This is a genomic window from Mesorhizobium sp. M1006 (genome assembly GCF_040318825.1).
Classification (GTDB): domain Bacteria; phylum Pseudomonadota; class Alphaproteobacteria; order Rhizobiales; family Rhizobiaceae; genus Mesorhizobium.
The window spans coordinates 1-23963 of sequence record NZ_JAMYMZ010000027.1 but is presented as its reverse complement, the minus strand read 5'-3'; the positions used below and the strand labels follow the sequence as shown (position 1 = coordinate 23963).

At 64.3% G+C, this 23963-nt stretch carries 19 protein-coding genes; 7 read left to right on the top strand and 12 right to left on the bottom strand.

The genetic code is table 11. The features are described 5' to 3' along the window. Positions 1–15 precede the first annotated feature (15 nt). Complete coding sequence (locus NKH60_RS22815) at positions 16–2304, top strand: PAS domain-containing hybrid sensor histidine kinase/response regulator (RefSeq protein WP_352834510.1); 2289 nt, start codon at positions 16–18, stop codon at positions 2302–2304. A gap of 149 nt (positions 2305–2453) precedes the next feature. Next, complete coding sequence (gene olsB, locus NKH60_RS22810) at positions 2454–3329, top strand: l-ornithine N(alpha)-acyltransferase (protein WP_023675251.1); 876 nt, start codon at positions 2454–2456, stop codon at positions 3327–3329. Between the two features lie 112 nt (positions 3330–3441). Here olsB and grpE read toward each other — a convergent pair whose 3' ends face one another. Next, positions 3442–4077 carry a nucleotide exchange factor GrpE gene (gene grpE, locus NKH60_RS22805; RefSeq protein ID WP_352502644.1) on the bottom strand — a complete coding sequence of 212 codons (636 nt, stop codon included), beginning with the start codon at positions 4075–4077 and terminating at the stop codon, positions 3442–3444. 236 nt (positions 4078–4313) lie between these two features. Here grpE and NKH60_RS22800 point away from each other — a divergent pair, with 236 nt between their 5' ends. Both NKH60_RS22800 and NKH60_RS22795 read left to right on the top strand, forming a co-directional pair. After that, entirely contained in the window at positions 4314–4517 is a 204-nt protein-coding gene (locus NKH60_RS22800; protein ID WP_023675249.1) for a hypothetical protein, read from the top strand. A 126-nt stretch (positions 4518–4643) separates the two neighbouring features. Next, entirely contained in the window at positions 4644–5666 is a 1023-nt protein-coding gene (locus NKH60_RS22795) for a fatty acid desaturase (RefSeq protein WP_352469420.1), read from the top strand. A gap of 147 nt (positions 5667–5813) precedes the next feature. On the opposite strand, the gene NKH60_RS22790 is transcribed toward NKH60_RS22795, so the two are convergent. The 6 genes from NKH60_RS22790 to cysG form a co-directional block, all read right to left on the bottom strand. Beyond that, positions 5814–6434 (bottom strand): DJ-1/PfpI family protein, encoded by a 621-nt coding sequence (locus NKH60_RS22790; RefSeq protein ID WP_352502643.1) that lies wholly within the window; start codon positions 6432–6434, stop codon positions 5814–5816. A gap of 137 nt (positions 6435–6571) precedes the next feature. Then, positions 6572–7108: a DUF934 domain-containing protein gene (locus tag NKH60_RS22785; protein WP_352539420.1), complete on the bottom strand. Its 537-nt coding sequence runs from the start codon at positions 7106–7108 to the stop codon at positions 6572–6574. 202 nt (positions 7109–7310) lie between these two features. Then, the gene (locus tag NKH60_RS22780; protein WP_352448339.1) at positions 7311–8075 is read right to left on the bottom strand and encodes a phosphoadenylyl-sulfate reductase; all 765 of its coding nucleotides are present in this window, start codon (positions 8073–8075) and stop codon (positions 7311–7313) included. Beyond that, positions 8050–9720, bottom strand: coding sequence for a nitrite/sulfite reductase (locus NKH60_RS22775; RefSeq protein WP_352834506.1), 1671 nt, complete (start codon positions 9718–9720; stop codon positions 8050–8052). The genes NKH60_RS22780 and NKH60_RS22775 overlap by 26 nt, the downstream gene beginning before the upstream one ends. Before the next feature lie 73 nt (positions 9721–9793). Then, complete coding sequence (locus NKH60_RS22770) at positions 9794–10099, bottom strand: DUF2849 domain-containing protein (protein WP_352834503.1); 306 nt, start codon at positions 10097–10099, stop codon at positions 9794–9796. Next, positions 10096–11547: a siroheme synthase CysG gene (cysG, locus tag NKH60_RS22765; RefSeq protein WP_352834500.1), complete on the bottom strand. Its 1452-nt coding sequence runs from the start codon at positions 11545–11547 to the stop codon at positions 10096–10098. Before cysG ends, NKH60_RS22770 begins: the two co-directional genes overlap by 4 nt. 439 nt (positions 11548–11986) lie before the next feature. Here cysG and NKH60_RS22760 point away from each other — a divergent pair, with 439 nt between their 5' ends. Both NKH60_RS22760 and NKH60_RS22755 read left to right on the top strand, forming a co-directional pair. Next, on the top strand, positions 11987–12436 hold the full coding sequence (locus NKH60_RS22760) for a baeRF12 domain-containing protein (protein ID WP_352448343.1): 450 nt from the start codon (positions 11987–11989) through the stop codon (positions 12434–12436). Between the two features lie 227 nt (positions 12437–12663). After that, positions 12664–14436, top strand: a complete 1773-nt coding sequence (locus tag NKH60_RS22755; protein WP_352834497.1) for a cation:proton antiporter domain-containing protein — start codon at positions 12664–12666, stop codon at positions 14434–14436. Between the two features lie 112 nt (positions 14437–14548). On the opposite strand, the gene NKH60_RS22750 is transcribed toward NKH60_RS22755, so the two are convergent. From NKH60_RS22750 to NKH60_RS22730, 5 genes are all read right to left on the bottom strand, one after another. Continuing rightward, positions 14549–15301 (bottom strand): SDR family NAD(P)-dependent oxidoreductase, encoded by a 753-nt coding sequence (locus tag NKH60_RS22750; RefSeq protein WP_023675240.1) that lies wholly within the window; start codon positions 15299–15301, stop codon positions 14549–14551. A gap of 60 nt (positions 15302–15361) precedes the next feature. Continuing rightward, positions 15362–17614 (bottom strand): transglycosylase domain-containing protein, encoded by a 2253-nt coding sequence (locus NKH60_RS22745; protein WP_352834494.1) that lies wholly within the window; start codon positions 17612–17614, stop codon positions 15362–15364. A gap of 291 nt (positions 17615–17905) precedes the next feature. Next, on the bottom strand, positions 17906–18157 hold the full coding sequence (locus NKH60_RS22740) for a hypothetical protein (protein WP_352469413.1): 252 nt from the start codon (positions 18155–18157) through the stop codon (positions 17906–17908). 203 nt (positions 18158–18360) lie between these two features. Then, a complete protein-coding gene (locus NKH60_RS22735) occupies positions 18361–18981 on the bottom strand; it encodes a ribonuclease D (RefSeq protein ID WP_254816792.1) in 621 nt (206 codons plus the stop codon). A 103-nt stretch (positions 18982–19084) separates the two neighbouring features. After that, a complete protein-coding gene (locus tag NKH60_RS22730; protein WP_352834491.1) occupies positions 19085–20470 on the bottom strand; it encodes a M20/M25/M40 family metallo-hydrolase in 1386 nt (461 codons plus the stop codon). Between the two features lie 442 nt (positions 20471–20912). Between NKH60_RS22730 and polA the strand changes: the two genes are divergently transcribed. Then, positions 20913–23861 carry a DNA polymerase I gene (polA, locus tag NKH60_RS22725; RefSeq protein ID WP_352834488.1) on the top strand — a complete coding sequence of 983 codons (2949 nt, stop codon included), beginning with the start codon at positions 20913–20915 and terminating at the stop codon, positions 23859–23861. Positions 23862–23963: the final 102 nt, after the last annotated feature.

Here is a 23963-nt window from a genome sequence, read left to right as displayed (position 1 = left end):
TGACAGGATTTCCGTATGATTGCGGAACCCGGCATCAGAGAGGCGGAACCAGCCGAACGGGCCGACGGGACGGCCCCCGCGGCGCCAGGACGGCAGCTTGTCGCCGCGCCACCGCTGGCGCCGGAACTGCCGGCCTCCAACCGCGAAGGCCTGCCCTTCCTGACGCTCGTCGCCATTGTCGTGCTGGCAGGCTTTTCGCATCTGACCGGGGCGCCGATCTTCATCACTATCGGCCTTTTGGCGACAGCCATCGCCGGGCTCGCCATGCATCTGCGCAACAGGCGCACCGAGCGCCGCGCGGTGGCCCTGCTCGATGCCACGACCGCCCGCAGCCGCGCCGAAATCGAGACGCTGGCCGACCGCATGTGGGAGATGCAGGAGAGCGAGGAGCGCTTTCGCGGGCTGATCGATGCACTCGGCGATCTCGTCGTCCATCGTGACCGCGACGGCCACATTGTCTACGCCAACAAGGTTTTCGCCGACCTTGTCGAAACCGACCAGCGCGAGCTTGCCGGCAAGTCCCTGGCCGAACTAGGCATCGATGTCGGCATCGTCCCCGACGCCGCGTTTTCCGACCATGAATGCCTGAGTTCCACCGACGTCGCCATTCGCACGCCGGACGGCCCACGCTGGTTCTCTTGGATCGAGCTGTCGGTGCGCGACAAGGACAGCGGCGCCGTTTCGCATCGCGCCATCGCCCGCGACATCACCGCTCGCAAGCGCGCCGAATCCTCGCTGATCACCGCCCGCGAGCGGGCCGAATATGCGAGCCAGGCCAAATCGCGCTTCCTCGCCACCGTCAGCCACGAGATCCGCACGCCGATGAACGGCATCATGGGCATGGCCCGGCTTCTCGCCGACACCAGCCTTTCGCCCGAGCAGCGGACCTATGTCGGCGCCATCTCGACCTCGGCCAGCGCGCTGCTGGCGCTGATCGAGGACCTGCTCGACTACTCCAAGATCGAGGCCGGCCGCTTCGATCCCGAACCGCAGCCGATGTCGGTGCGCGAGATCGCCGACAATGTCATCGAGCTTTTGGCGGCGCGGGCTTTTGCCAAGGATATCGGCCTCGGCTGTCATGTCGAACCCGACGTGCCGCAGCTGATCACCGCCGACCCCGGCAGGGTCAGGCAGGTGCTGCTCAATCTCATCGGCAACGCCGTCAAGTTCACCGACAGCGGCGGCGTCCTGGCAAGCATCGCCCGCGTCCGCACCGAAACCACCGACCGCATCCGCTTCACCATCACCGACACCGGCCCCGGTCTGCGCGAGCAGGACATGGAGCGCATATTCGAGGACTTCGAACAGGCTGACGGCACCTCGACCCGTGCGCATGGCGGTGCCGGCCTCGGTCTCGCCATTTCCAAGCGCCTGGTGACCGCCATGGGCGGCACTATCTCTGTGTCGAGCCGGCTTGGCCAGGGGTCCGAATTCGTCTTCGAGATTCCCGCTATTTCCGCCGTCGAGGCGCCGCAGATCCGCCAGGACGCGCTGTCGGGCCGGCATGCGGTGATCGTGTCGAAGAACCTGGTCGAGGCCGAAGCCCTCGCCCGCACCATTCGCGGCAATGGCGGCACGGTCGATCTGGCCACCGCCGCCGCCCAGGCCACCCCTTTCGCCGAGAGCTGCGACGTGCTGCTGATCGATGCTGCCATGGAGCAAAGCGACGGCAGGCTGCTCAGGCGCCTGCGCCAGAGCGGATTTGCCGATTGCGAGGCAGTGACGCTGATCGCACCGACCGACCGTGGCATGCTTGGCGAGTTCCGTGCCAATGGTTACGCCACCTTCCTTGCGAGGCCGGTGCGCGGCGAGACATTGCTGCGCGTGCTTTTGACCAGCCACGCGCCGGTCGTCGCCGAGCCGCAACTGCAAAGGCGCGGCGCGCAGGCGGGGCAAGCCATTGGCGCCCGCCAGCAGGGCCTGTCGGTGCTGATCGCCGAGGACAACGACATCAACGCCATGCTGGCCCGCGCTACGCTGCTGAAGGCCGGGCATCGCGTGAAAGTGGTCGGCAACGGCAAGGCCGCCGTCGAGGCGGTCATCAGCACCGGCCACAAGCACCGTTACGACGTGGTGCTGATGGACTTGCATATGCCTGTCATGGACGGCCTGGACGCCATCGCCGCCATCCGCCGCCATGAGGAGGAGACCGCGGTGCCGCCGGTGCCGATCATGGTGCTGTCGGCCGACAGCCAGGAAAAGACCCGCCACGCCGTGCTCGCTCACGGTGCCAGCGGCTTCGTCACCAAGCCGCTCGACCCCGATGCCCTGGTTCATGCGGTCGAAGGGCAAGCGGCCGCCTGAGGCACAACATCGACGGTTGATAGATTGCCCAGCCGACGAAGTATTGCCCGCAGAGCCGTATCACGGTACTGTCACAATCCTGTTGCACCTACACCGTATCCCCGTGCCAAGAGGGATGGCTCGAAGGAGAATCACTCGTGCATACAGTCATGCCGGAATGTGATGCTCGGCCGAACGCCAGCGGGCCTTTGCTCGTCGGCCGGAACGCCGATGCCGTCATAAAAGGCGCATCGCTCGGCCGCATCGGCAATCTCGAAGTGCGGCTCGCCCGCAACGAGGCCGAGATCGCTGCCGCGCAGGAAGTGCGCTACCGGGTGTTCTACGACGAGCTTGGTGCCAGGAAGGACCTGTTCCAGATGCAGGACCGCCGCGATGCCGATCGCTTCGATCCCCTCTGCGATCATCTCCTGGTCTTCGATACTTCGCTTTCCGGCCCCGAGCATCGCCGCATCGTCGGCACCTACCGCCTGCTGCGGCAGGAGATTGCCGCGGCCGCCGGCGGCTTCTATTCCGAAGGCGAATTCGAACTGACCAAGCTGATCGCGCGGCATCCTGGCCAGCGCTTCCTCGAGCTCGGCCGCTCCTGTGTTCTGCCCGAATACCGCTCGAAGCGCACCATCGAGGCGCTGTGGCAAGGCATCTGGGCCTATATCAACCATTACGGCATTGGCGTGATGACCGGCTGCGCGTCGTTCCACGGCACCGTGCCGGCGGCACATGCAGAGGCGCTGACCTACCTTGCCCACCACTGCCGGACGAATTCATCATGGGACGTGCGTGCCGTCGCCGGGCGCTATTGTTCGATGGATCTGATGCCGATCGAGGCCGTCAATACCAAGGCGGCGATCGCCGCGATGCCGCCGCTGGTCAAGGGCTATCTGCGCGTCGGCGCGCGCATCGGCGACGGTTGCGTCATCGACCGTGAATTCTCGACGGTCGACGTGTTCGTGGTGATGCCGGTCAAGGAGATCGGTGCCCGCTACGTCAATTATTATGGCGGAGAAGCGCAGCGGTTTGCGGCCTGAATAGGGGAGTAGGCGGAGAGAAGGCAAGGGCGCGAGTAGGCAATTGCTCTACTTTGCCCGACGTAGCGCTATTCCCTACTCCCGTACTGCCCTGTTCCCCTACTCCCCTAACTTACGCATCCTTCTCAGCCTGCTCGTTGACCGGCCCCGGCTCCACCGGCGCTTCGCTCGCCACATGCTTGGGGCCGCCCTTGGCGACGCCGACCATGGCCGGCCGCAGAACACGCTCGCCGATCGAATAGCCGGGCTGCACGACCTGCACGACTGTGTTGGCCGGTACGTCGGGATTGGGCACCTCGAACATCGCCTGGTGGAAATTCGGATCGAATTTCTCGCCCTCGGGCTCAAGCTTCTTCACGCCGTGGCGTTCCAGCGCCGACAGCATGGCGCGCTCGGTGATCTCGACGCCGTCGATCAGCGTCTTGAAGCCGGCATCGCCCGACGCCTTGGCCTCCTCGGGGATGGCATCCAGCGCACGGCGCAGATTGTCCGACACCGAAAGCATGTCGCGGGCAAAATTGGCAACCGCATAGGCGCGCGCATCGTGGACGTCCCGCGCGGTACGGCGGCGCAAATTCTCCATGTCGGCCGCGACGCGCAGCGCGCGATCCTTCAGCTCTTCGTTTTCCTTCAGAAGCCGCACAAGCGCCTCATAGTCGCCGTCGACGCCACCTTCCCTTGGCTCCGCGGCAGCCTCGGTCTTCTCGGCTTCATCGGGCGCGCGTTCGTCTTTTGCCTGGTCGCTCATCGCCGTTTCCCGTCATTTTCGAATGGTGTGGATTTGCGCCCGATATCGAGGTTTAGCGGCCAAAAATCAAGGGGCAAGCGATACTGCAGCCGCTGTCGCTGCTTGATGGCGGACGGCGCAGACCTTTCGATTTTAATTCAAACTTTACCGTACCCGACGGCTTTGCTTGCCGGGACACTACAATGCGGGAACCATTCCTCCCTTGGAAGAGTTTCGAAGCCGACACAGGATTTTGGATGATGCCCCGCAGGAATGGCGAAAAACGCGACGGGCTCGCCGCCGATATCCGGCGCCAGCTCGGCACCGAGGCGACCAAGCGCTTTCTGCGCACCTTACCGGCCTTCCGCACGGAGTCCGATATTCCCGACCGTCTGAAGGAATTGCTCGACCGCCTGGACGGCGTCGAAGCCAAGGTGGTCGCAGGCGGGCGCCGTCGGTAGACACCGTCGCCAGCAACGCGACCTGCGATTGCGGCCGCAATTCCTCGCCATCGCGCGACATTTACCCGCAGTAACTTTGCGTGATCTCCGCCTTGCGGCAGCGCGCCGCTCCGCCTATGTTTCATGATGAACATGATTTCCCCCGAAGCTGTGGCAAACAGCAAGCGCGCCTGGTTGAAGATCCTGTCGCGCTATAAAAAGCCCGACAGGCGTCGCAGCGCCGTCGAACTCGCCATCACCCTCATCCCCTTCGCCACGCTGTGGGCACTGTCCTCGGCCGCTTATGCCTATGGCCATTGGTGGGGTCTGGTCCTGATCCTTCCGGCAGCCGGCTTTCTGGTGCGTATCTTCATGATCCAGCACGATTGCGGCCACGGCTCCTTCTTTGCCAACCGCTATGCCGACGACTGGATCGGCCGCGTGCTTGGCGTGTTGACGCTGACGCCCTACGATTGCTGGCGCCGCGCCCACGCAACCCATCACGCCAGCGCCGGCAATCTCGACGAGCGCGGCACCGGCGACATCAAGACACTGACGGTCGCTGAATATCGGCAACTGTCATGGCGGGGCCGGCTCGCCTATCGCCTCTATCGCCATCCGCTGGTGATGTTTGGCCTTGGCCCGATATGGATCTTCATTTTCGAGCAGAGACTGCCCTTGGGCATGATGCGGGGCGGTTTCACCCCCTGGGTGTCGTCGATGTCGACCAATCTCGCCATCGCGGTCATCGCCGCGCTGCTCATCTGGTTCGTTGGCCCCGGCGCGTTCCTGGTCGTGCATTTGCCGATCGTCATCCTCGCCGGATCGGCCGGCATCTGGCTGTTTTATGTCCAGCATCAGTTCGAGGAGACGGAGTGGACAAAGGACTCCGAGTGGGAATTCCAGCACGCTGCCCTGCACGGTTCGTCCTATTACGACCTGCCGCCGGTGCTGAACTGGATCACCGGCAATATCGGCGTCCACCACGTGCATCACCTCTCGGCCAAGGTGCCATGCTACCGGCTTCCGGAAGTGTTGAGGGACTATCCGGAGCTGCGTGAGATCGGCCGCGTCACACTCCTCGACAGCCTGCGCTGCGTCAAGCTGGCGCTGTGGGACGAGAGTCGCAGCAAGCTGGTATCGTTCCGCGAAGCGCGGATGGCCGTGTAAAGCATACCGCCGCACCTAAAGCGCGTTGCGCTCGACCGGCCTCATGCGACGCGCTTTAGGTTGTCGTTTATGCATGCCGTTATCGCAAAACCGCTGACACTTTTGCGCGACATGCGTTAGGGGTGCGGCGGGCTCCACATTCCGAGCTTAAGCCGCCCGGCGCTGGTCGCGCATCAGGGTCTCGCCCTGGCGGATCTCGGTGCCCAGCACTTTCAGGCATTCGCGCATGAAGGCGGCAAGGCCCGGCCAGCCCTTCGCCGACACCAAATTGCCGTCGACATGGGCGCCGGTCGGCGCAACATCGATATAGATGCCGCCGGCCAGCGTGACTTCCGGCTCGCAATATTGCAGCGCCGCGACTTCCCTGCCGCGCACCACGCCGTCGACCGCGATCAGGATCTGCACGCCGTGGCAGATGGTGAAGATCGGTTTTCCCGTCTCATGGAAATGCCGCACCAGCGCCTGCACGCGCTTGTCGATGCGGATATATTCCGGCCCGCGCCCGCCCGCCGCGTAGACGGCATCGTAGTCGGCCGGATTGACCTCGGAAAACGTCTTGTTGAGGATGTAGTCGTGGCCGAGCTTTTCCGTATAGGTCTGGTGGCCCTCGAAGTCGTGCAGGGAGGTCTTCAGGATATCGCCGGCCTTCTTGTCGGGGCAAACGACATGGACGGTGTGGCCCACCGCATGCATGGCCTGTTCAAAGACGAAAATCTCGTACTCCTCGCTGAACTCGCCAACGAGCATCAATATCTTCTTGCCAGCCATACCCGGTTCCTCCCTTGTGGCCACATTTATTCGGATCGCGAAATAATGGGCCCATCCTAAGGCGGAGAGGCGCAAAATAAAAGGCTGAATCGGGAATGTGGTCCGACCAGATAGGGCTTCTGGCCCTCTGGAGCGGATCAGCCGGCGCGCACCCGCCGCCAGGAATATTTCGGGCCTTTGGCCTCCGGCTTCACCGCCGGCTGATAGAACAGCGGAAGTCCGCCGGTGCGGCCTTGCTCGAGCCGCTTCAGCAGCACCGGGTGCGATACCTCGAATTCATCGAAGCCGACGCGCAGCATATGCGGCAACTGATCGATCAGCACCTGCCCGGTGGCGCGCATAGCGCCTGCAAAATGATAACGGCTGCGCAGCAATTCGCCCTTGGAGAACGAGCGGCCGTCATTGAACGCCGGAAACGCCAGCGCCACCAGCGACAGCTGATCGAGCAGGCCTGCGATCTTCTCGAGCTGATCGCCGGGCTGCAGCAGCACACCGATGCGCTCCTTCGCCGACCGCCGCACCTCCGGATCGAGGCCCAGAAACGCCTGCAAGGGCAGGATGAAACGGCCATTGCCGACCAGCGCCTCGGCGCTTTCGGCATGAACCCACTCGTCCTCGCGGAACCCATCCGGTGTCCACAGCCGCATGGCGTTTTCGGCTATCAAGTCGCTCATCAAGAAAATTCCCAAGTCCAAAGATTCTAAAGTGCAAAACACCTCAGGGTGCGTTGAGATTCAGGTCAGGCCGAGCCGAAGGCGGGCGCGAAGCGACCAAACTGCGTGGCCTCCGAGAACCGGAGCGGAGCGTACTTTGGGTACGTGAGCGCCGGAAGCGCAGGAAGCCGCCGTTTGCAGGCCGGCTGAATATCAATATACCCTAAAGTGATGCGTCGGTCAGCGACCTTTCCAGCCCCGACAAGTGGATGCCGCATTCGGTCTTGGCGTGCCCGGCCCAGCGGCCGCTGCGCGCATCGTCGCCCGGTTGCACCGGCTGCGTGCATGGGAAACAGCCGATCGACAGATAGCCATAGGCGACCAGCGGGTTTTCACGCAGCGCATGCGCGCGCATGTAGCCGGCCTGGTCCGATGTCGTCCAGTGCGCCAGCGGATTGATGCGGATGCGCGAGCCGACCGCCTCGAACACCGGGAGCGCTGCCCGGGTCGCCGCCTGGAAGCGCTTGCGGCCGGTGAACCAGGCGCGGAACGGCTCGACGCCGCGCGCCAGCGGCTCGACTTTGCGCACGTCGCAGCAGGCGTCGGTGTCGGTCTCGTTCAGATTGCCGGTCGGGTCGATCCTTGCCAGCGCCGCATCGTCGGGCCTGATCACCCGGATATCGCTCAGCCCGAAATCGGCGGCCAGCGCGTCACGATAGCCGAGCGTCTCCTCGAAATGCTTGCCGGTGTCGAGAAAGATCACCGGCAGCGTGCGGTCGATCTCGGCGATCATGTGCAGCAGCACCGCCGAATCCGCGCCGAAGGACGAGACGGCGGCGATTTCGCCGTGAAAGAACTCCCGGGTCGACCGCTCGATGATCTCCAGCGGCTTCAGATGGCCGTAGAGCGCGTCGAGACCCGCCGCTTGGGCGGCGATGCCGGCCTCGACGTCGACGATACGGTCAAGCGGCCTTGGCTTCGCCAGCATAGAGCGCCTCCTTGAACGGCGCGGGACCGACTCGGCGGTAGGCGTCGATGAATCTTTCGTTTCTGTCCAGCCGAAGCCCGAGATAGGTCTCGACGATCTGCTCGATGGCATCGGTGATCTCTTCCGAACTGAAGCCGCGGCCGATGATCTCGCCGACCGAGGTGTTCTCGTCGGCCGAGCCGCCGAGCGTCACCTGGTAAAGCTCGGCGCCTTTCTTCTCGACGCCCAGGATGCCTATATGGCCGACATGGTGATGGCCGCAGGCATTGATGCAGCCGGAAATCTTCAGCTTCAATTCGCCGATGTCGCGCTGGCGCTCCAGCGAAGCAAAGCGCCGCGAGATTTCCTGTGCCACGGGAATGGAACGCGCCGTTGCCAGCGCGCAATAGTCGAGGCCGGGGCAGGAGATGATGTCGCTGATCAGGTTGGAATTGGCCGTCGCCAGCCCGATATCGACAAGCGCGTCATAGACCGCCTTGAGGTCGGCCCGCGCCACATGCGGCAGGATCAGGTTCTGCTCGTGACTGACGCGCAGCTCGTCGAATGAATATTTTTCGGCAATGTCGGCGACCGCTTCCATCTGGCTGTCGGAGGCATCGCCCGGCGTCTCGCCGATGCCCTTGAGCGAGATGGTCACCGCCGCGTAGTCGGGATGGCGATGGGTGACCACATTCTGATCCAGCCATTCGGAAAAGCTCTTGGAGTCGAGGCGGGCAAGCTTGACCGCCTCGTCGCCTTCCGGCCGGTCGACAAGCGGAGGCGGCGCGAAATACGCATCGATGGCGCGGATGTCTTCTTCCGGCAGCCTCAGCTCGGCGTCCTTCAACTCCTGCCATTCGGCCTCGACCTGGCGGGTGATCTCCTCGACGCCGGTCTCATGGACCAGGATCTTGATGCGCGCCTTGAACTTGTTGTCGCGCCGGCCGTAGAGGTTGTAAACGCGCAGGATCGCCGTGCAGTAGGACAACAGATCCGCTTCGGGCAGGAAATCGCGGATCTTCTTGGCGACCATCGGCGTGCGGCCTTGGCCGCCGCCGACATAGACAGCGAAACCGAGCTCGCCGGCGGCGTTCTTCTTCAGGTGCAGGCCGATGTCGTGCGTCTGGATGGCGGCGCGGTCGCGCTCGGCGCCGGTCACCGCGATCTTGAATTTTCGCGGCAGGAACGAGAACTCCGGATGCACCGAGGACCATTGCCGCAGGATTTCGGCATAGGGGCGCGGATCGGCAACCTCGTCAGCGGCGGCGCCGGCGAAGTGGTCGGCGGTGACGTTGCGGATGCAATTGCCGCTGGTCTGGATGGCGTGCATCTCGACGTTTGCCAGATCAGCCAGGATCGCCGGGATGTCCGACAGCGCCGGCCAGTTGAACTGGATGTTCTGGCGCGTCGTGAAATGGCCGTAACCTTTGTCGTATTTGCGGGCGATGTGGCCGAGCATGCGCAGCTGCTTGCTGTTCAGCGTGCCGTAGGGCACCGCGATGCGCAGCATATAGGCATGCAGCTGCAGATAGACGCCGTTCATCAGCCGAAGCGGCCGGAACTGGTCCTCGGTGATCTCGCCGGCAAGGCGCCGCGCAACCTGGTCGCTGAACTCGGCGACGCGGGCCTTGACGAAATCGTGGTCGAACTCATCGTAACGGTACATATTCAGGTCTTTCCGGGCGCGTCCGCCCGTTATTTTCTTCGTTCGAGCATGATCGGGATCATGCTTGTGTCATCTATGCCGCACGTGCGGCTTGCGGACGGGCCTGCTTGCCCAGGTCGTTGCGGGTGGTCGGGCCGGCGGCACGGATCCTTTCGCGCAACCGGACCGCTTCGACTGTGCCGTTGGCCACGGTCACGTCTATCAGGTTGACGTCGACCACTTCGTTGTTGGCGGAGGCCTTGGCGCCGATTGCCTCCAGCCGGTCCTCGGCCGCCTTGTCATGGGCGATGTCGGCATGGTCGATGATCTCGGCCCAGCCGCCATTGGCGTACCAGACGGCTATGCCGTCGGCGAGGCGGTTCGCGGTCAAGACTTTCATTGGCTCACTCCTTGCGCGGCAGCACTCGCCACGCTTTCCTGCCTGTGTGCCGCCAGCGGCTCGGACCGTTCGAAATTGGCGCCGGCGACCGCGTCGCCGATGATGGTCATCACCGGGCCGCTGAGGTCGGCGCGCACCTCCAGCGACGGCAGGTCGGCGAGCGTGCCGTGGAAACGGCGGCGGTTGGCAAGGCTGGCATTCTCGACCACGGCGACGGCCGTATCCGGCGACAGGCCGGCTTCGATCAGCCGGCCGGCGACCTCGGCGGCGACCGAGCGGCCCATATAGACGGCGACCGTCGCGCCGGAAATGGCGAGCTTTGCCCAGTCGGGCAGCGAATTTCCCTTGAGGTCATGGCCGGTGGTGAACACCATCGACGACGACACGCCGCGCAGCGTCAGCGGCAGTTCGAAATCGGCGGCGGCGGCGAAGGCCGCGGTGACGCCCGGAACCACTTCGTAGGCGACGCCGGCATCGCGAAGTGCCGCCATCTCCTCGCCGGCCCGGCCGAACACCAGCGGGTCGCCGGACTTCAGCCGCACGACACGCTTGCCGGCGTGGCCAAGCTCGACCAGCAGCGCATTGATCTCGGCCTGGCTCTTGGAATGGCAGCCCTTGCGCTTGCCGACCGGCAGGCGCTCGGCATCGCGACGGCCCATTGCGACGATCGCCTCCGGCACCAGCGCGTCATGGACGATCACGTCGGCTTCCATCAGCAGGCGATGGGCGCGCAGCGTCAAAAGGTCCTCGGCGCCTGGACCGGCGCCTACAAGCGCGATATGGCCCGATGCCGGTTCTGTCGAAAGCAGCAGGCCGACGGCCGCATCATGCGCCTGCGAAAGCTCGCCTGCCTCGACAGCGCGGGCCGGCGCGCCGCCAAAGAAATCGCTCCAGAAGCGGCGGCGGGCATTGCCCTTCGGCAGCAGTCTTTCGGCGGTGTCGCGAAAAGATGCGGCGAGCGCCGCGAGCGGCCCGAGCGAGGGCGCCAGCATGCGGTCGATGCGGCTGCGCAGCATCTGCGCCAGCACCGGGCCGGCACCTTCCGTGCCGATGGCAATGGCGACCGGCGCGCGGTTGACCAGTGCCGGCGTGAAGAAATCGCATAGCTCCGGCCGGTCGACGGCATTGACCGGAATGCCCAGCCGGCGCGCATCCCCGGCAACGCGGCGATCGAGCGCCTCGTCGCCGCTGGCGGCAAACACCATCACCGCACCATTGAGATGTGCTGCATCATAGACGTCGGCGATGTGGGCGGCCCCCGTCTCGGCCATAAAGGCCAGCAGCTCCGGGCTTGTTTCATCGCTGACGATGCGCAGCACAGCGCTCGACTGCGCGAGCAGCCGCGCCTTGGCCAGCGCTTCCTCTGCGCCGCCGACGATGGCTATGGCTTCGCCCTCGACCCGCATGAAGACGGGAAAGGCATTGAGCTTGGGTGTGGCTTGCGGCATGACGAGCGGAATCCTGGAACCGTTTGTCAGTTCTACGCGGGGGCGCGAAAAACCAGAAGGCACCCACTCGCGCATCGCTTCGTAGCAGGCAATCTCTTTTCTGCAAGCATGAAGGCCAAGAGAAAAATATTCCACATTCAAATGCGGGGCAGATTGAAGCTGCTGTTGCAGCCCTTGATCCGCTGCCTTTTTAGCGGCCGGAGGAGCTAACCACAAAACAGATTTTTCTAAATTCTATCAATTTAGTAGATTAAGCCGCCGGATGCTGACCGAGCGATCGACGGCAGCCCCGCACTCTCGCCGACCCCCGTCGGAGCACCGGGTCCGAGTGCCGGAACATTCCCGCCTCGGCACGCGTTTGCCCTATGGACCCAGGCCCGGTCACACCCCTGCGGCAAAGGCCCGGCGATGGGTTCGAAAAATCAAAAAGGAGCGCCCCATGAGCAACGTCAGACTGAAACGCGGACTGTGGATCGTGGTGGCAGATGGCGAAAAGGCGCTGTTCCTCGAGAACCGTGGAGACGTCCAATATCCCGACCTTCAGGTCGTGCACGAGATGGAGCAGGAAAATCCGGCAACCCGAGAACAAGGCACGGACCGCCCCGGCCGCTACAGCGACGGCCCTTCCGTCCACCGCAGTGCGGTCGAGGACACCGACTGGCACCGTCTCGGCAAGGAGCGTTTTGCCGAAGAGATTGCCGACAGGCTCTACAAGCTCGCGCACCGCGGCAGCTTCAAGGAGATCGTGCTGATCGCGCCGCCGCCTGTGCTGGGCGACATGCGCAGGAAACTGCACAAGGAGGTCACCGACAAGATAACGGCCGAAATTCCAAAGACGCTGACCAACCACAGCATACCCGATATCGAGAGCCTGCTGCAGGCGACCTGATCGGGCATCGGCGGCGTGCAACTTTCGTTTCCGTAGCAATCGCCTGCCTGGAGCAGGCCGCGCCGGGTGGCAACGCTTGCCGGCTCAACGCCTTTTTGCCGCCTTGCCATCGATTTCATGGGGATTGCGGGTTGTCTCGCGACTGTCCCAGCCTCCATACTGCCAAGGCGGCGGCCATTGGACGGCGCATATCCGACATCGCGATTCCTGAAGGCGCTCCATAGACAATGCCGCATGACACGCCCCTTATCGCCACCATCGTCGCCGGTCTGGGGCTGGCTTTCGTCTTCGGCGCACTTGCCAACCGTTTTCGCGTGCCGCCGCTGGTAGGCTATCTCATCGCCGGCGTTCTGGTTGGACCGAACACGCCGGGTTTCGTCGCCGATGCCGGCCTCGCCAATGAACTTGCCGAGATCGGCGTCATCCTGCTGATGTTCGGCGTCGGCCTGCATTTCTCGCTGAAGGACCTGTTGTCGGTCCGCGCCATCGCCGTGCCCGGCGCCATTGTGCAGATCGGCTTCGCGACAGCCCTCGGCGCCGGCCTTGCCTGGATGCTCGGCTGGTCGATCGGTGCGGGACTGGTCTTTGGCCTGGCGCTTTCCGTGGCCTCGACCGTGGTGCTGTTGCGCGCCCTGCAGGAGCGGCGGCTGATCGAGACCGAGCGCGGCCGCATCGCCGTTGGCTGGCTGATCGTCGAGGATCTGGCGATGGTGCTGGCGCTGGTGCTTTTGCCGGCGTTGGCCGGCGTGCTCGGCGGCCAAGAGCAGGTGGAGGTGCACTCCAGCGGTCTGCTGTCGCTGCCGGCGAGCTACGGCGTCTGGGGCGTCGTCGCCATCACACTGGCCAAGGTCGCGGCCTTTGTCGTGGTCATGCTGGTGGTCGGCCGCCGGCTTATCCCCTGGATCCTGCACTACGTCGCCCATACCGGATCGCGCGAACTGTTCCGGTTGGCGGTGCTTGCGATTGCGCTTGGCGTCGCCTTCGGCGCGGCCAAGCTGTTCGGCGTGTCGCTGGCTCTCGGCGCTTTCTTCGCCGGCATGATCATGAGCGAATCCGAGCTCAGCCACCGGGCGGCCGAGGAATCGCTGCCGCTGCGCGACGCCTTTTCCGTGCTGTTCTTCGTTTCAGTCGGCATGCTGTTCGACCCGTTCAGCGTGATCAGCAATGGCTGGCCGATCCTGGCGACGCTGGCCATCATCGTTGTCGGCAAGTCGCTGGCAGCCTTCGTCATCGTCGTCGTCTTCCGCTATCCGGTCGCAACCGCATTGATGATTTCGGCAAGCCTAGCCCAGATCGGCGAATTCTCGTTCATCCTGGCTGAACTCGGCGTCGAGCTGAAACTGCTGCCCGAACAAGGCCGCGACCTCATCCTCGCCGGCGCCATCCTGTCGATCGTCCTCAATCCGCTGATGTTTTTTGCCGTCGACCGGATGAAACCCTGGCTGGAAGCACGCGCCGGCAGGACGGCGCCGTCCGGCGAAGCAAGGCCGATCGGCCCGGCGACCGAGCCCGGCCAGGTGGCTTCGGTCGCGGCGCCTGCTAACGAGGATGGCCCACCGCCCAGGACGAGGCTGACCGGCCACACCATCCTGATCGGCTACGGCCGCGTCGGCAGCCTCGTCGGCACGGCGCTGAAGCAGGCCGCCCTGCCCTTCCTCGTCATCGAGGATGCCGACAAGACGCTGGCGAAGCTCAAGGCCGAAGGGGTCGAAACCGTACCCGGCAACGCGGCGAGTGGCGACGTGTTCGCCGCATCCAATCCCGAGGGGGCGAAGCGGCTGATCCTGGCCATTCCCAACGCCTTCGAGGCCGGGCAGGTCGTTCTGCGCGCCCGCGCCGCCAATCCGACAATCGAAATCATCGCCCGCGCCCATTCCGATGCCGAGGTCGAGCACCTCAAAAACCTTGGTGCCGACACCGTCATCATGGGCGAACGCGAGATCGCCCGCGGCATCGTCGAGGTGGTGACGGCAGCACCGAAAGCGCCCACGGCAGCCTAAGCCTGCGCCGCCCTGCCAGCGTTGCGGTCAAGCCCTTCTCCCCGTTCTTCACGGGAGAAGGTCCCGGCAGGGGGATGAGGGGCAGCGTCAACGATTGATCAAAACCAACCGCTCAAACGTGCTGGCCGCCATTGATATGGATTTCCGAGCCGGTCACGTAGGACGCCTGCTGCGAGCACAGGAAGAAGATGATGTCGGCGACTTCTGCCGTGGTGCCCAATCTTCTCAGCGGGATTGTCTCGACGATTTTTTCGGTGCCCGGCGACAGGATCGCGGTGTCGATCTCGCCCGGTGCGATCGCGTTGACGCGAATGCCGTGCGGGCCGAAATCATGCGCCATCTCGCGCGTCAGCGAGCCGAGTGCTGCCTTCGACGTCGCATAGGCGGTACCGGCGAAAGGATGCACGCGGGTGCCGGCGATCGAGGTGACGTTGACGATCGAGCCCTTGGCCGATGCCAGTTCCTTGAACAGTCCGCGCGCCAGCATGATCGGGGCGAAGAAATTCACCTGGAAGACGTCGCGCCAGACATGCATCGGCGTGTCGATAGAGTTCATGCGGCTGTTGCCGTCCTTGAGCTTCGGCGAGATGCCGGCATTGTTGACGAGCGCATGCAGCTGCCCGCCATGCGCCTCGAGCCGGTGGCGTATCTCGGAGATGGCGATGCCGACATCCTCCTGGTCGGCGAGGTCGACCTTGATATGGTCTTCGGGGCCGGCCGGCCACGGGCAGTCCTCGGCAAAGGCCTGGCGCGAGCAGGTGATGACGCGCCAGCCTTCGCGTGAAAAGCGCTTGACCGTGGCATGGCCGATGCCACGGCTGGCGCCGGTCAGCACGATGGTTTTTCTGGTGTCGGTCTCTGCCATTCGCGGTCTCCAAACGGGAGATGTAGCGGAACGCGGCAGCGGTGGCGAGGGGCCCGTCGCTCAGCCGCCTGTCAGAATGTCCAATATCGAGGTCTGCCGCTTCTTGACCGGGCCGCCGACATTGCCGGGCGGCACCGGGTGCTTGATCGATCCGGTGGCGCTGTCGACGCCCGGCATGGCCAGGCCGCCGGCATCGACTGTCTCGGCAGAACGCACGGGACGCGAAGCCGACTGGGTAGCTGCCACAGGCGGCGCCGATTGGCCGACGGAAGCGACCGGCGCCGGCGGCGGCGTGTCGGACGGTATGTCGTCCGGCACGATGGTGTCGGGCGGCGTCGACTTCCAGGTTCCGGGCAGCGGTCGCACCGGCACGCCCTCATGCGCGGCGACCATGAACTCGTGCCAGGCCTGCGCCGGCAGCGCGCCGCCGGTGACCTTCTTCATCGCGCTGCCGTCATCATTGCCGAACCAGACGCCGGTGGTCAGATTGGCGGTATAGCCGATGAACCACGCGTCGCGCGAATTCTGGCTGGTGCCGGTCTTGCCGGCCGCCGGCCAGGCGAACGCCGCCTTCCTGGCCGTGCCGATCTCGACCGTGCCGGTCATCATCGAGTTCATCATGCCGACAACATCGGGATTGACGACCCGCGGCGCACCGCCGCCATTGTTTTCGTAGAGCACCTTGCCGTCGCTCGTCGTGACGCGGCGGATGAAATGGATGTCCGGCTTGTAACCGCCATTGGCGAAGGGAACATAGGCCGAGGTCAGTTCCAGCGGCGTCACTTCCGAGGTGCCGAGCGCGATCGAGGTGTTGGCCGTCAGCTCGGACTGGACGCCCATGCGGTGCGCCGCCTCGACCACCGCATTCGGCCCGACTTCCATGGTCAGCTGCGCGGCCACCGAGTTCAGCGATTTTGCCAGCGCCGTCGCCAGCGTCACCTTGCCGAAATATTTGCCGCCGTAATTGTCGGGCGTCCAGTTGCCGATCTTGATCGGCGCGTCGTTGCGCACGCTGTCGGGCGTGCGGCCGGATTCCAGCGCCGCCATGTAGACGAACGGCTTGAACGCCGACCCCGGCTGGCGGCGCGCTTCCGAGGCGCGGTCGAACTGGCTGGTCGAATAGTCGTAACCGCCGACCATCGCGCGCACCGCGCCGGAATTGTCGATCGACACCAGCGCGCCCTGGCTGACATTGAGCTTCTTGCCGCTCTGGTCGATCAGCCGGCGGATCGATTGCTCGGCGAGTTTCTGCAGCGTCAGGTCGACGGTCGTGTCGACGACGATATCGCGGCGCACGTCGCCGATCAGGTCGGGCAGTTCTTCCATGATCGTATCGGCGACGTAGTTTTCCGAGCCGGTCCAGTAGGACGGCGCGCGTGTCGCCGGCGCGCTCATCGCCGTGGTCTGCTCCTTGGCGCTGATCTTGCCCTCGTCGCGCATCGCGGCGAGCACCAGCTGCGAGCGCTGCTCGGCCGCCTTCGGGTCGCGCGCCGGCGACAGCCGCGACGGCGCCTTGAGCAGGCCGGCGAGAAGGGCAGCCTCCGACAGCGTGACGTCACGCGCGCTCTTGCCGAAATAGCGGCGCGAGGCCGCTTCGACACCATAGGCGCCGGAGCCGAAATAAACCCGGTTGAGGTACATTTCGAGGATCTGGTCCTTCGTATGCTTGTGCTCCAGCCACAGCGCCAAGAGCACTTCCTGCACCTTGCGTTCCAGCGTGCGGTCCGGCGTCAGGAACAGGTTCTTGGCCAGCTGCTGGGTCAGCGTCGAGCCGCCCTGCGAAAAATGCCCGCCCAGCACATTGGTCACCATCGCCCGGGAAAGGCCGATCGGGTCGATGCCGAAATGCGAATAGAAGCGGCGGTCTTCGATGGCGATGACGGCCTCGGGAATATAGGGCGACATTTCGTGCAGGCCGACGGCCTCGCCGCCGCTCATGCCGCGATTGCCAAGCAGCTGGCCGTCGACCGAGACGATCTTGATGTTGGGGGCGCGGTCGGGAATGGCCCAGGTGGTGGCCGCCGGCATTTTCGCGCCGTAATAGACGACGATGCCGGCGGTGGCGATGCCGCCCCAGATGGCCAGCACGAAGCACCAGTAGAACAGCCGGGCAAGCACGCCGAACACGCCGCGCCGGCTTTTGCCGCGCCCGCCGCGCGGCGGCTTGACCTTGGACGATTTGCGCTTTGCAGCGGCTTTTCGGTTGCTCGGCACGACGCGGTCCTCCTCGCTTACCGAAAAACCGGCCGAGGATCTCGCCCCCGGCGATGCCTCGAAGCTGGGCTCGATGCGGCTGTCTTTCCGGTTCGCCATGCGCTGTGCTGTCTTCCCCATGCCTATGGCGTTGGGGTTGAAGACTAGATGCGGCGGTTTAAAGGCGGGTTAAGTCGGGAAAAATCGAAGTAAACTGTATTCAGTCGCTTGCCGAACGGCTGCGGCCCGCGACAGCGCCAAAGCCGGAAATGAAAAACCCGCCTCGGCGGGCGGGTCGTTGGAGCCAATGAGCACCATAGCGAAATTAGTAGCATAGCTGCCGGCACAAAGCAAGAACAAAATGCGCGTTGCCTCAGAATAATCACTTCAGTTCGGCGGTTGCGACAACCCTCAGTCGTCGGCATCCGCATCGTCGGAGGCCGGCCGCCAGCTGATCGGCTCGATCTTCCTTTGCGTATGGCCGTCCGTATAGGCCCACCAGCCAGCGTCGCTTTCGTCCCAGTCGCCGCCTGCCGCCTTCAGCCGGTCGAGCGAACGGTATTGCGCGATGCTCTCGTTCATCACGCCGTCGCTGTCCTGCCAGTAGACGGTGACCTTGGAACCGTCCTTCGGTGCCGTTTCGATTGATTTTCGGGCAGCCATTTTCATTTCTCCCGGTGAAGCGAACGGAACGCCGGGATAAGCGTCCGGTTCCTGGCCGATGGCCTTTAGGAGAATTCGCTCCGGCGAGACATATGGCGTGGTTTTTCGAGAACCGGAGCGCAGCGGACATTTGGGTCCGTGAGCACCGGAAGCGGAGAAAACTGCGCCAGATGGCCGTCGGAGTAGAATTATCATGAAGGCCATCAGCTGTGGGCGAAGATGTCCTCTTCATCCCAGCCCATCAGGTCGAGTTTCGCACGCGTCGGCAGGAAGCGGAAGCAGGCATCGGCCTCCCTGGTCCGGTTGTCGCGCGCCAGACGCGCGCTCAGCACGTCGCGCAGCCGGTGCAAATAGAGCACGTCGGAGGCGGCATATTCGAGTTGCTCGGGCGACAGCGTCTCGGCGGCCCAGTCCGATGATTGCTGCGCCTTCGACAGGCCGATCCCGAGAAGCTCGAAGCAGATGTCCTTCAGCCCGTGCCGGTCGGTGTAGGTGCGCGTCAGCCGCGACGCGATCTTGGTGCAGAACACCGGCTCCGGCATGACGCCGAAGGCATTGTAGAGAACGGCGAGATCGAAGCGGCCGTAATGGAACAGCTTGGTGATGCTGCGGTTCTTGAGCAGGCTGACGAGGTTCGGCGCCTTCTTCTGGCCGGGCGCGATCTGGATGACGTCGGCCGAGCCGTCGCCCGGCGAGATCTGCACGACGCAGAGCCGGTCGCGATGCGGGTTCAGCCCCAGCGTCTCGGTGTCGATGGCGACCGCCCCGACATCGTAATGCAGCAGGCCGGGCAGATCGTTTTTGTGGAAACGTATGTCGCTCATCGTCTTCTCCGGTCGCGGCCCCGTGCAGCGATGCGCGACGGACCGTGCCCGTCCTTGCCGCGATCCGGCCAAAAATCAACAAAAACTTGAATCTGGCGTAATTTCAGCGTGTCAGCGCCTCGAGAATGCGCGCCCAGGAGCGCTGGCCCTTGTGGAAGGAGCTCATCTCGTACTTCTCGTTCGGCGAGTGGATGCGGTCGTCGTCGAGGCCGAAACCGACGAGCAGCGACTCCATGCCGAGATAAGTCTGGAAATCGCCGACCACCGGGATCGAGCCGCCGCTGCCGGTCACCACCGCCGGCTTCGGCCATTCGTCGGACAGCGCCTGCTTGGCCTTGGCGAGGAAGGGCGAGTCGTAGGACAGCTGGATCGCCGGCGAGCCGCCATGCGGATGAAATTCGACCGAGCAGTCGGCCGGAACGCGCTGCCTGGCAAATGCCTGGAAGGCGGCGCGGATTTTTTCCGGATCCTGTTTGTGGACCAGGCGGAAGGAGATTTTTGCCGAGGCTTGCGCGGCGATCACCGTCTTGAAGCCCTTGCCGGTATAGCCGCCGATAATGCCGTTGAACTCGGCCGTCGGTCGCGCCCAGGTCAGTTCGAGCACCGAGCGGCCCTTTTCGCCGGACGGGATCGACAGGCCGATCGGGCCGAGGAAGGTCTCGGCCGTCTCACCGAGCGACAGCCACGACTGCAATATCTGCGACGGCGTTTCCTCGACGCCGTCATAAAAACCCGGAATGGTGACGTGACCATCCGCATCGTGGATGTCGGCCAGAATTTTTGCCAGGATGCGGATCGGATTGGCGGCCGCACCGCCATAGAGCCCGGAATGCAGGTCGCGGTCGGCGGCAGTCACCGTAATCTCCTCGCCGACCAGCCCGCGCAGCGAGACGCAGATCGACGGCGTATCGCGGTCCCACATGCCGGTGTCGCAGACCAGCGCGAAATCGGCCTTGAGCTCATCCGCATTCGCCTCGAGAAACGGCTTCAGCGACGGCGATCCGGACTCCTCCTCGCCCTCGAACAGGATTGTGATTCGGCACGGCAATCCGCCATGCACCTGCTTCCACGCGCGGCAGGCCTCGACGAAGGTCATCAGCTGGCCCTTGTCGTCGGCCGCGCCGCGGCCGGTGATCACCTTGTGGCCGGGCTCGATCTCCTTGACCGCCGGCGCGAACGGGTCGCTTTCCCACAGCTCGATCGGATCGACCGGCTGGACGTCGTAATGGCCGTAAAACAGCAAATGCGGCGCGCCCGCCGGCCCATCGTGATGCGCGACCACCATCGGATGGCCTGGTGTGTCGCGCACGCTGGCGTCGAAGCCGATCAGCTTGAGCTCGGCGACCAGCCATTCGGCGGCCTTGCGGCAGTCGGCGGCGTAGTCCGGATCGGTGGAGATCGACTTGATGCCGAGCAGGCCGAACAGGCGTTCCAGGCTCTGGTCGAAGTTCTTGTCGAGGCGGTCGAGAACAGGGGAAACTGCGGACATCTGGCGGGCCTTTCGATTCTGGCGGCGAATCTAGAGCCCATGTTGCGAAACGGAAAGCCCGCGACCGTTGGGCCACAGCTTCCTGTCCAAAGGCAAAAAAATGCCGCCGTGGTGGAGGGAACCACGGCGGCCTCTACTCGAAACGATGCGGCAGCCCGGAGAGGGGGGATAGGCTGCCGCAAGTGTCCGGGATAGGCGGGGGACGGGCCTTGCTCCGGACTTCGGCGAAAACTGCCGATGGCGTTTATCTGTGTCTGCGAACGTGGCGATTCAAGGGCACAAAAATTACACTTTTGTAACATAGGCGTGAGCGAACAAAGCTCCGGCCAGGCCGCATGGCAGGCCAGGCTCGCACGCCATTTGTCAGGGTGTTGCCGGAACCCTTGGCAGAAGCCGCCTTTGGCATGGACCGCGGCGCTGCGCCGCGCTATTCCCTCGTGCCATGAAAAAAGGCGATCATCTCTTCCTTGTCGACGGCTCCGGCTACATCTTCCGTGCCTATCACGCGCTGCCGCCGCTGTCCCGCAAGTCCGACGGGCTGCCGACCAGTGCCGTGCTCGGCTTCTGCAACATGGTCTGGAAGCTGACGCAGGACGCCCGCAACACCGATGTCGGCATCGTGCCGACGCATTTCGCCGTGATTTTCGACTATTCGTCGAAGACCTTCCGCAACGACCTCTACCCCGAATACAAGGCCAACCGCTCGGCGCCGCCGGAAGATTTGATCCCGCAATTCGGCCTGATCCGCCAGGCGACCAGGGCCTTCAACCTGCCATGCCTTGAGACGAAAGGCTACGAGGCCGACGATTTGATCGCCACCTATTGCCGGCTTGCCTGCGAAGCCGGCGCCGACACCACCATCATCTCTTCCGACAAGGATCTGATGCAACTGGTCGGCCCAACGGTTGCCATGTACGACCCGATGAAGGACCGCCAGATCGGCGTTTCCGAGGTGATCGAGAAATGGGGCGTGCCGCCACAGAAAATGATCGACCTGCAGGCGCTGACCGGCGATTCGGTCGACAATGTGCCGGGCGTGCCCGGCATCGGGCCGAAGACGGCAGCGCAATTGCTCGAACAGTTCGGCGACCTCGACACGCTGCTCGCCCGCGCCGGCGAGATCAAGCAGGACAAGCGGCGCGAATCGATCATCGCCAATGCCGACAAGGCACGCATTTCGCGTGACCTGGTGAGGCTGAAGAACGACGTGCCGGTGACCGAAGGGCTTGACGAGTTCGTGTTGCATGCGCCGGACGGCCCCAGGCTGATCGGCTTCCTCAAGACCATGGAATTCTCGACGCTGACCCGCCGCGTGGCCGAAGCGACCGGAACCGACGCCGGCGACGTTCCAGCCACCCCCGTCACCATAGAGCGTGCCGATACCGCGCATGGCCCCGATATGGGTTTTGGCGTGCCCGCGGCCGCCGAGAGCGCACCGCCGTCGGACGAAGCGGCACTCGAAGCTCCGGCCGCAGCCAAGCAAGGCGACACCCCATCCCTGCTTTCGGCGCTTCGCCTGGAGGCTGCCACCGCCCGCAAGATCGACACCGGCGCCTACACCTGCATCCGCGACGCCGCGACGCTGAAGGCCTGGATCGCCGAGGCGATGGAGAGAGGCATCGTCGCCTTCGACGTTAAGACGTCCTCGCCCGATCCGATGCGGGCCGAACTGATCGGCCTTGCCATGGCCGTCGCGCCCGGCCACGCCGCCTACGTGCCGCTTGCTCACAAAAACGGCAATGGCGACCTGCTCGGCGGCGGCGCGGTCGAAGACCAGATCCCGGTCCGCGACGCGCTGGCGTTGCTCAAGCCGCTGCTCGAGGACAAATCCGTCCTCAAGATCGTGCACGACATGAAATACCGCCTTGTCGTCATGAGCCGTCACGGCATCGAGATCGGCCCCTATGACGACACCATGCTGATCTCCTACGTGCTCGAGGCCGGAACCCACGGTGGCCACGGCCTGGAGGCGCTGGCCGATAAATGGCTCGGCCACGCGACCATTCCGCTGAAGGAACTGGCCGGTTCGGGAAGAAGCTTCATCGGCCTCGATCAGGCCGACCTCGGCAAGGCGACGGCTTACGGGGCCGAGCACGCCGACGTCGCGCTCAGGCTCTGGCAGGTGCTGAAGCCACGGCTTGCCGCCAAGGGCCTGGTCTCGGTCTATGAACGGCTTGAACGGCCGTTGGTGCCGGTCCTGGCACGGATGGAGCAGCGCGGCATCTCCGTCGACCGGCAGATCCTGTCGCGGCTCTCCGGCGAACTGGCACAGGGTGCCGCACGGCTCGAGGACGAGATCTACCAGCTGGTCGGCGAACGCATCAACATCGGCTCGCCAAAACAGCTCGGCGACATCCTGTTCGGCAGGATGGGTCTGCCCGGCGGTTCAAAAACCAAGACCGGCCAGTGGTCGACCTCGGCGCAGCTTCTCGAAGACCTCGCCGCCGAAGGCCACGAATTGCCGCGCAAGATCGTCGACTGGCGCCAGCTGACCAAGCTGAAATCGACCTATACCGATGCGCTGCCCGGCTTCATCCATCCCGACACCAAGCGCGTCCACACCTCCTACGCGCTTGCCGCGACGACGACCGGGCGGCTGTCGTCCTCGGATCCCAATCTGCAGAACATTCCGGTGCGCACCGTCGAGGGTCGAAAGATCAGGACGGCCTTCATCGCCGACAAGGGCAACAAGCTGGTTTCCGCCGACTACAGCCAGATCGAATTGCGCGTGCTCGCCCACGTCGCCGAAATCCCGCAGCTCAAGCAGGCCTTCGCCGATGGCGCCGACATCCACGCCATCACCGCGTCTGAAATGTTCAACGTGCCGGTCGAGGGCATGCCTTCGGAAGTGCGCCGCCGTGCCAAGGCGATCAATTTCGGCATCATCTACGGCATTTCGGCCTTTGGCCTCGCCAACCAGCTGTCGATCGCGCGCGAGGAAGCCGGCGACTACATCAAGAAATATTTCGAGCGCTTCCCCGGCATCCGCGACTATATCGATGCGACCAAGGCCTATGCCCGCGAGCACGGCTTCGTCGAGACCATCTTCGGCCGCCGCATCCACTATCCGGAGATACGGTCGTCGAACCCTTCGGTCCGTGCCTTCAACGAGCGCGCCTCGATCAACGCCCGCCTGCAGGGCACCGCCGCCGACATCATCCGTCGCGCCATGATCCGTATGGACGAGGCGCTGGAAAAAGCCAGGCTTTCTGCCCGCATGCTGCTGCAGGTGCATGACGAGCTGGTTTTCGAGACGGTCGAAGCCGAGGTCGAGGCGACGATCCCGGTCGTCTGCCACGTCATGGAGAACGCCGCCATGCCGGCGGTATCGATGTCGGTGCCGCTGCACGTCGACGCCCGCGCCGCCAACAACTGGGAAGAGGCGCATTAGGGCCGTGCTTCGTCATCCTAGTGGATTGATCGAGACAAAAGAGTCCGATGTTGGATTCCCATCGGTTTTCGCATGTGCGACGATCGTGCATGCGCACCGGTA

Coding starts and splice junctions, on each gene's coding strand:
- NKH60_RS22815 (WP_352834510.1), top strand. CDS start 16: ATGATTGCGGAACCCGGCATCAGAGAGGCGGAACCAGCCGAACGGGCC.
- olsB (WP_023675251.1), top strand. CDS start 2,454: ATGCCGGAATGTGATGCTCGGCCGAACGCCAGCGGGCCTTTGCTCGTC.
- grpE (WP_352502644.1), bottom strand. CDS start 4,077: ATGAGCGACCAGGCAAAAGACGAACGCGCGCCCGATGAAGCCGAGAAG.
- NKH60_RS22800 (WP_023675249.1), top strand. CDS start 4,314: ATGATGCCCCGCAGGAATGGCGAAAAACGCGACGGGCTCGCCGCCGAT.
- NKH60_RS22795 (WP_352469420.1), top strand. CDS start 4,644: ATGAACATGATTTCCCCCGAAGCTGTGGCAAACAGCAAGCGCGCCTGG.
- NKH60_RS22790 (WP_352502643.1), bottom strand. CDS start 6,434: ATGGCTGGCAAGAAGATATTGATGCTCGTTGGCGAGTTCAGCGAGGAG.
- NKH60_RS22785 (WP_352539420.1), bottom strand. CDS start 7,108: ATGAGCGACTTGATAGCCGAAAACGCCATGCGGCTGTGGACACCGGAT.
- NKH60_RS22780 (WP_352448339.1), bottom strand. CDS start 8,075: ATGCTGGCGAAGCCAAGGCCGCTTGACCGTATCGTCGACGTCGAGGCC.
- NKH60_RS22775 (WP_352834506.1), bottom strand. CDS start 9,720: ATGTACCGTTACGATGAGTTCGACCACGATTTCGTCAAGGCCCGCGTC.
- NKH60_RS22770 (WP_352834503.1), bottom strand. CDS start 10,099: ATGAAAGTCTTGACCGCGAACCGCCTCGCCGACGGCATAGCCGTCTGG.
- cysG (WP_352834500.1), bottom strand. CDS start 11,547: ATGCCGCAAGCCACACCCAAGCTCAATGCCTTTCCCGTCTTCATGCGG.
- NKH60_RS22760 (WP_352448343.1), top strand. CDS start 11,987: ATGAGCAACGTCAGACTGAAACGCGGACTGTGGATCGTGGTGGCAGAT.
- NKH60_RS22755 (WP_352834497.1), top strand. CDS start 12,664: ATGCCGCATGACACGCCCCTTATCGCCACCATCGTCGCCGGTCTGGGG.
- NKH60_RS22750 (WP_023675240.1), bottom strand. CDS start 15,301: ATGGCAGAGACCGACACCAGAAAAACCATCGTGCTGACCGGCGCCAGC.
- NKH60_RS22745 (WP_352834494.1), bottom strand. CDS start 17,614: ATGGCGAACCGGAAAGACAGCCGCATCGAGCCCAGCTTCGAGGCATCG.
- NKH60_RS22740 (WP_352469413.1), bottom strand. CDS start 18,157: ATGGCTGCCCGAAAATCAATCGAAACGGCACCGAAGGACGGTTCCAAG.
- NKH60_RS22735 (WP_254816792.1), bottom strand. CDS start 18,981: ATGAGCGACATACGTTTCCACAAAAACGATCTGCCCGGCCTGCTGCAT.
- NKH60_RS22730 (WP_352834491.1), bottom strand. CDS start 20,470: ATGTCCGCAGTTTCCCCTGTTCTCGACCGCCTCGACAAGAACTTCGAC.
- polA (WP_352834488.1), top strand. CDS start 20,913: ATGAAAAAAGGCGATCATCTCTTCCTTGTCGACGGCTCCGGCTACATC.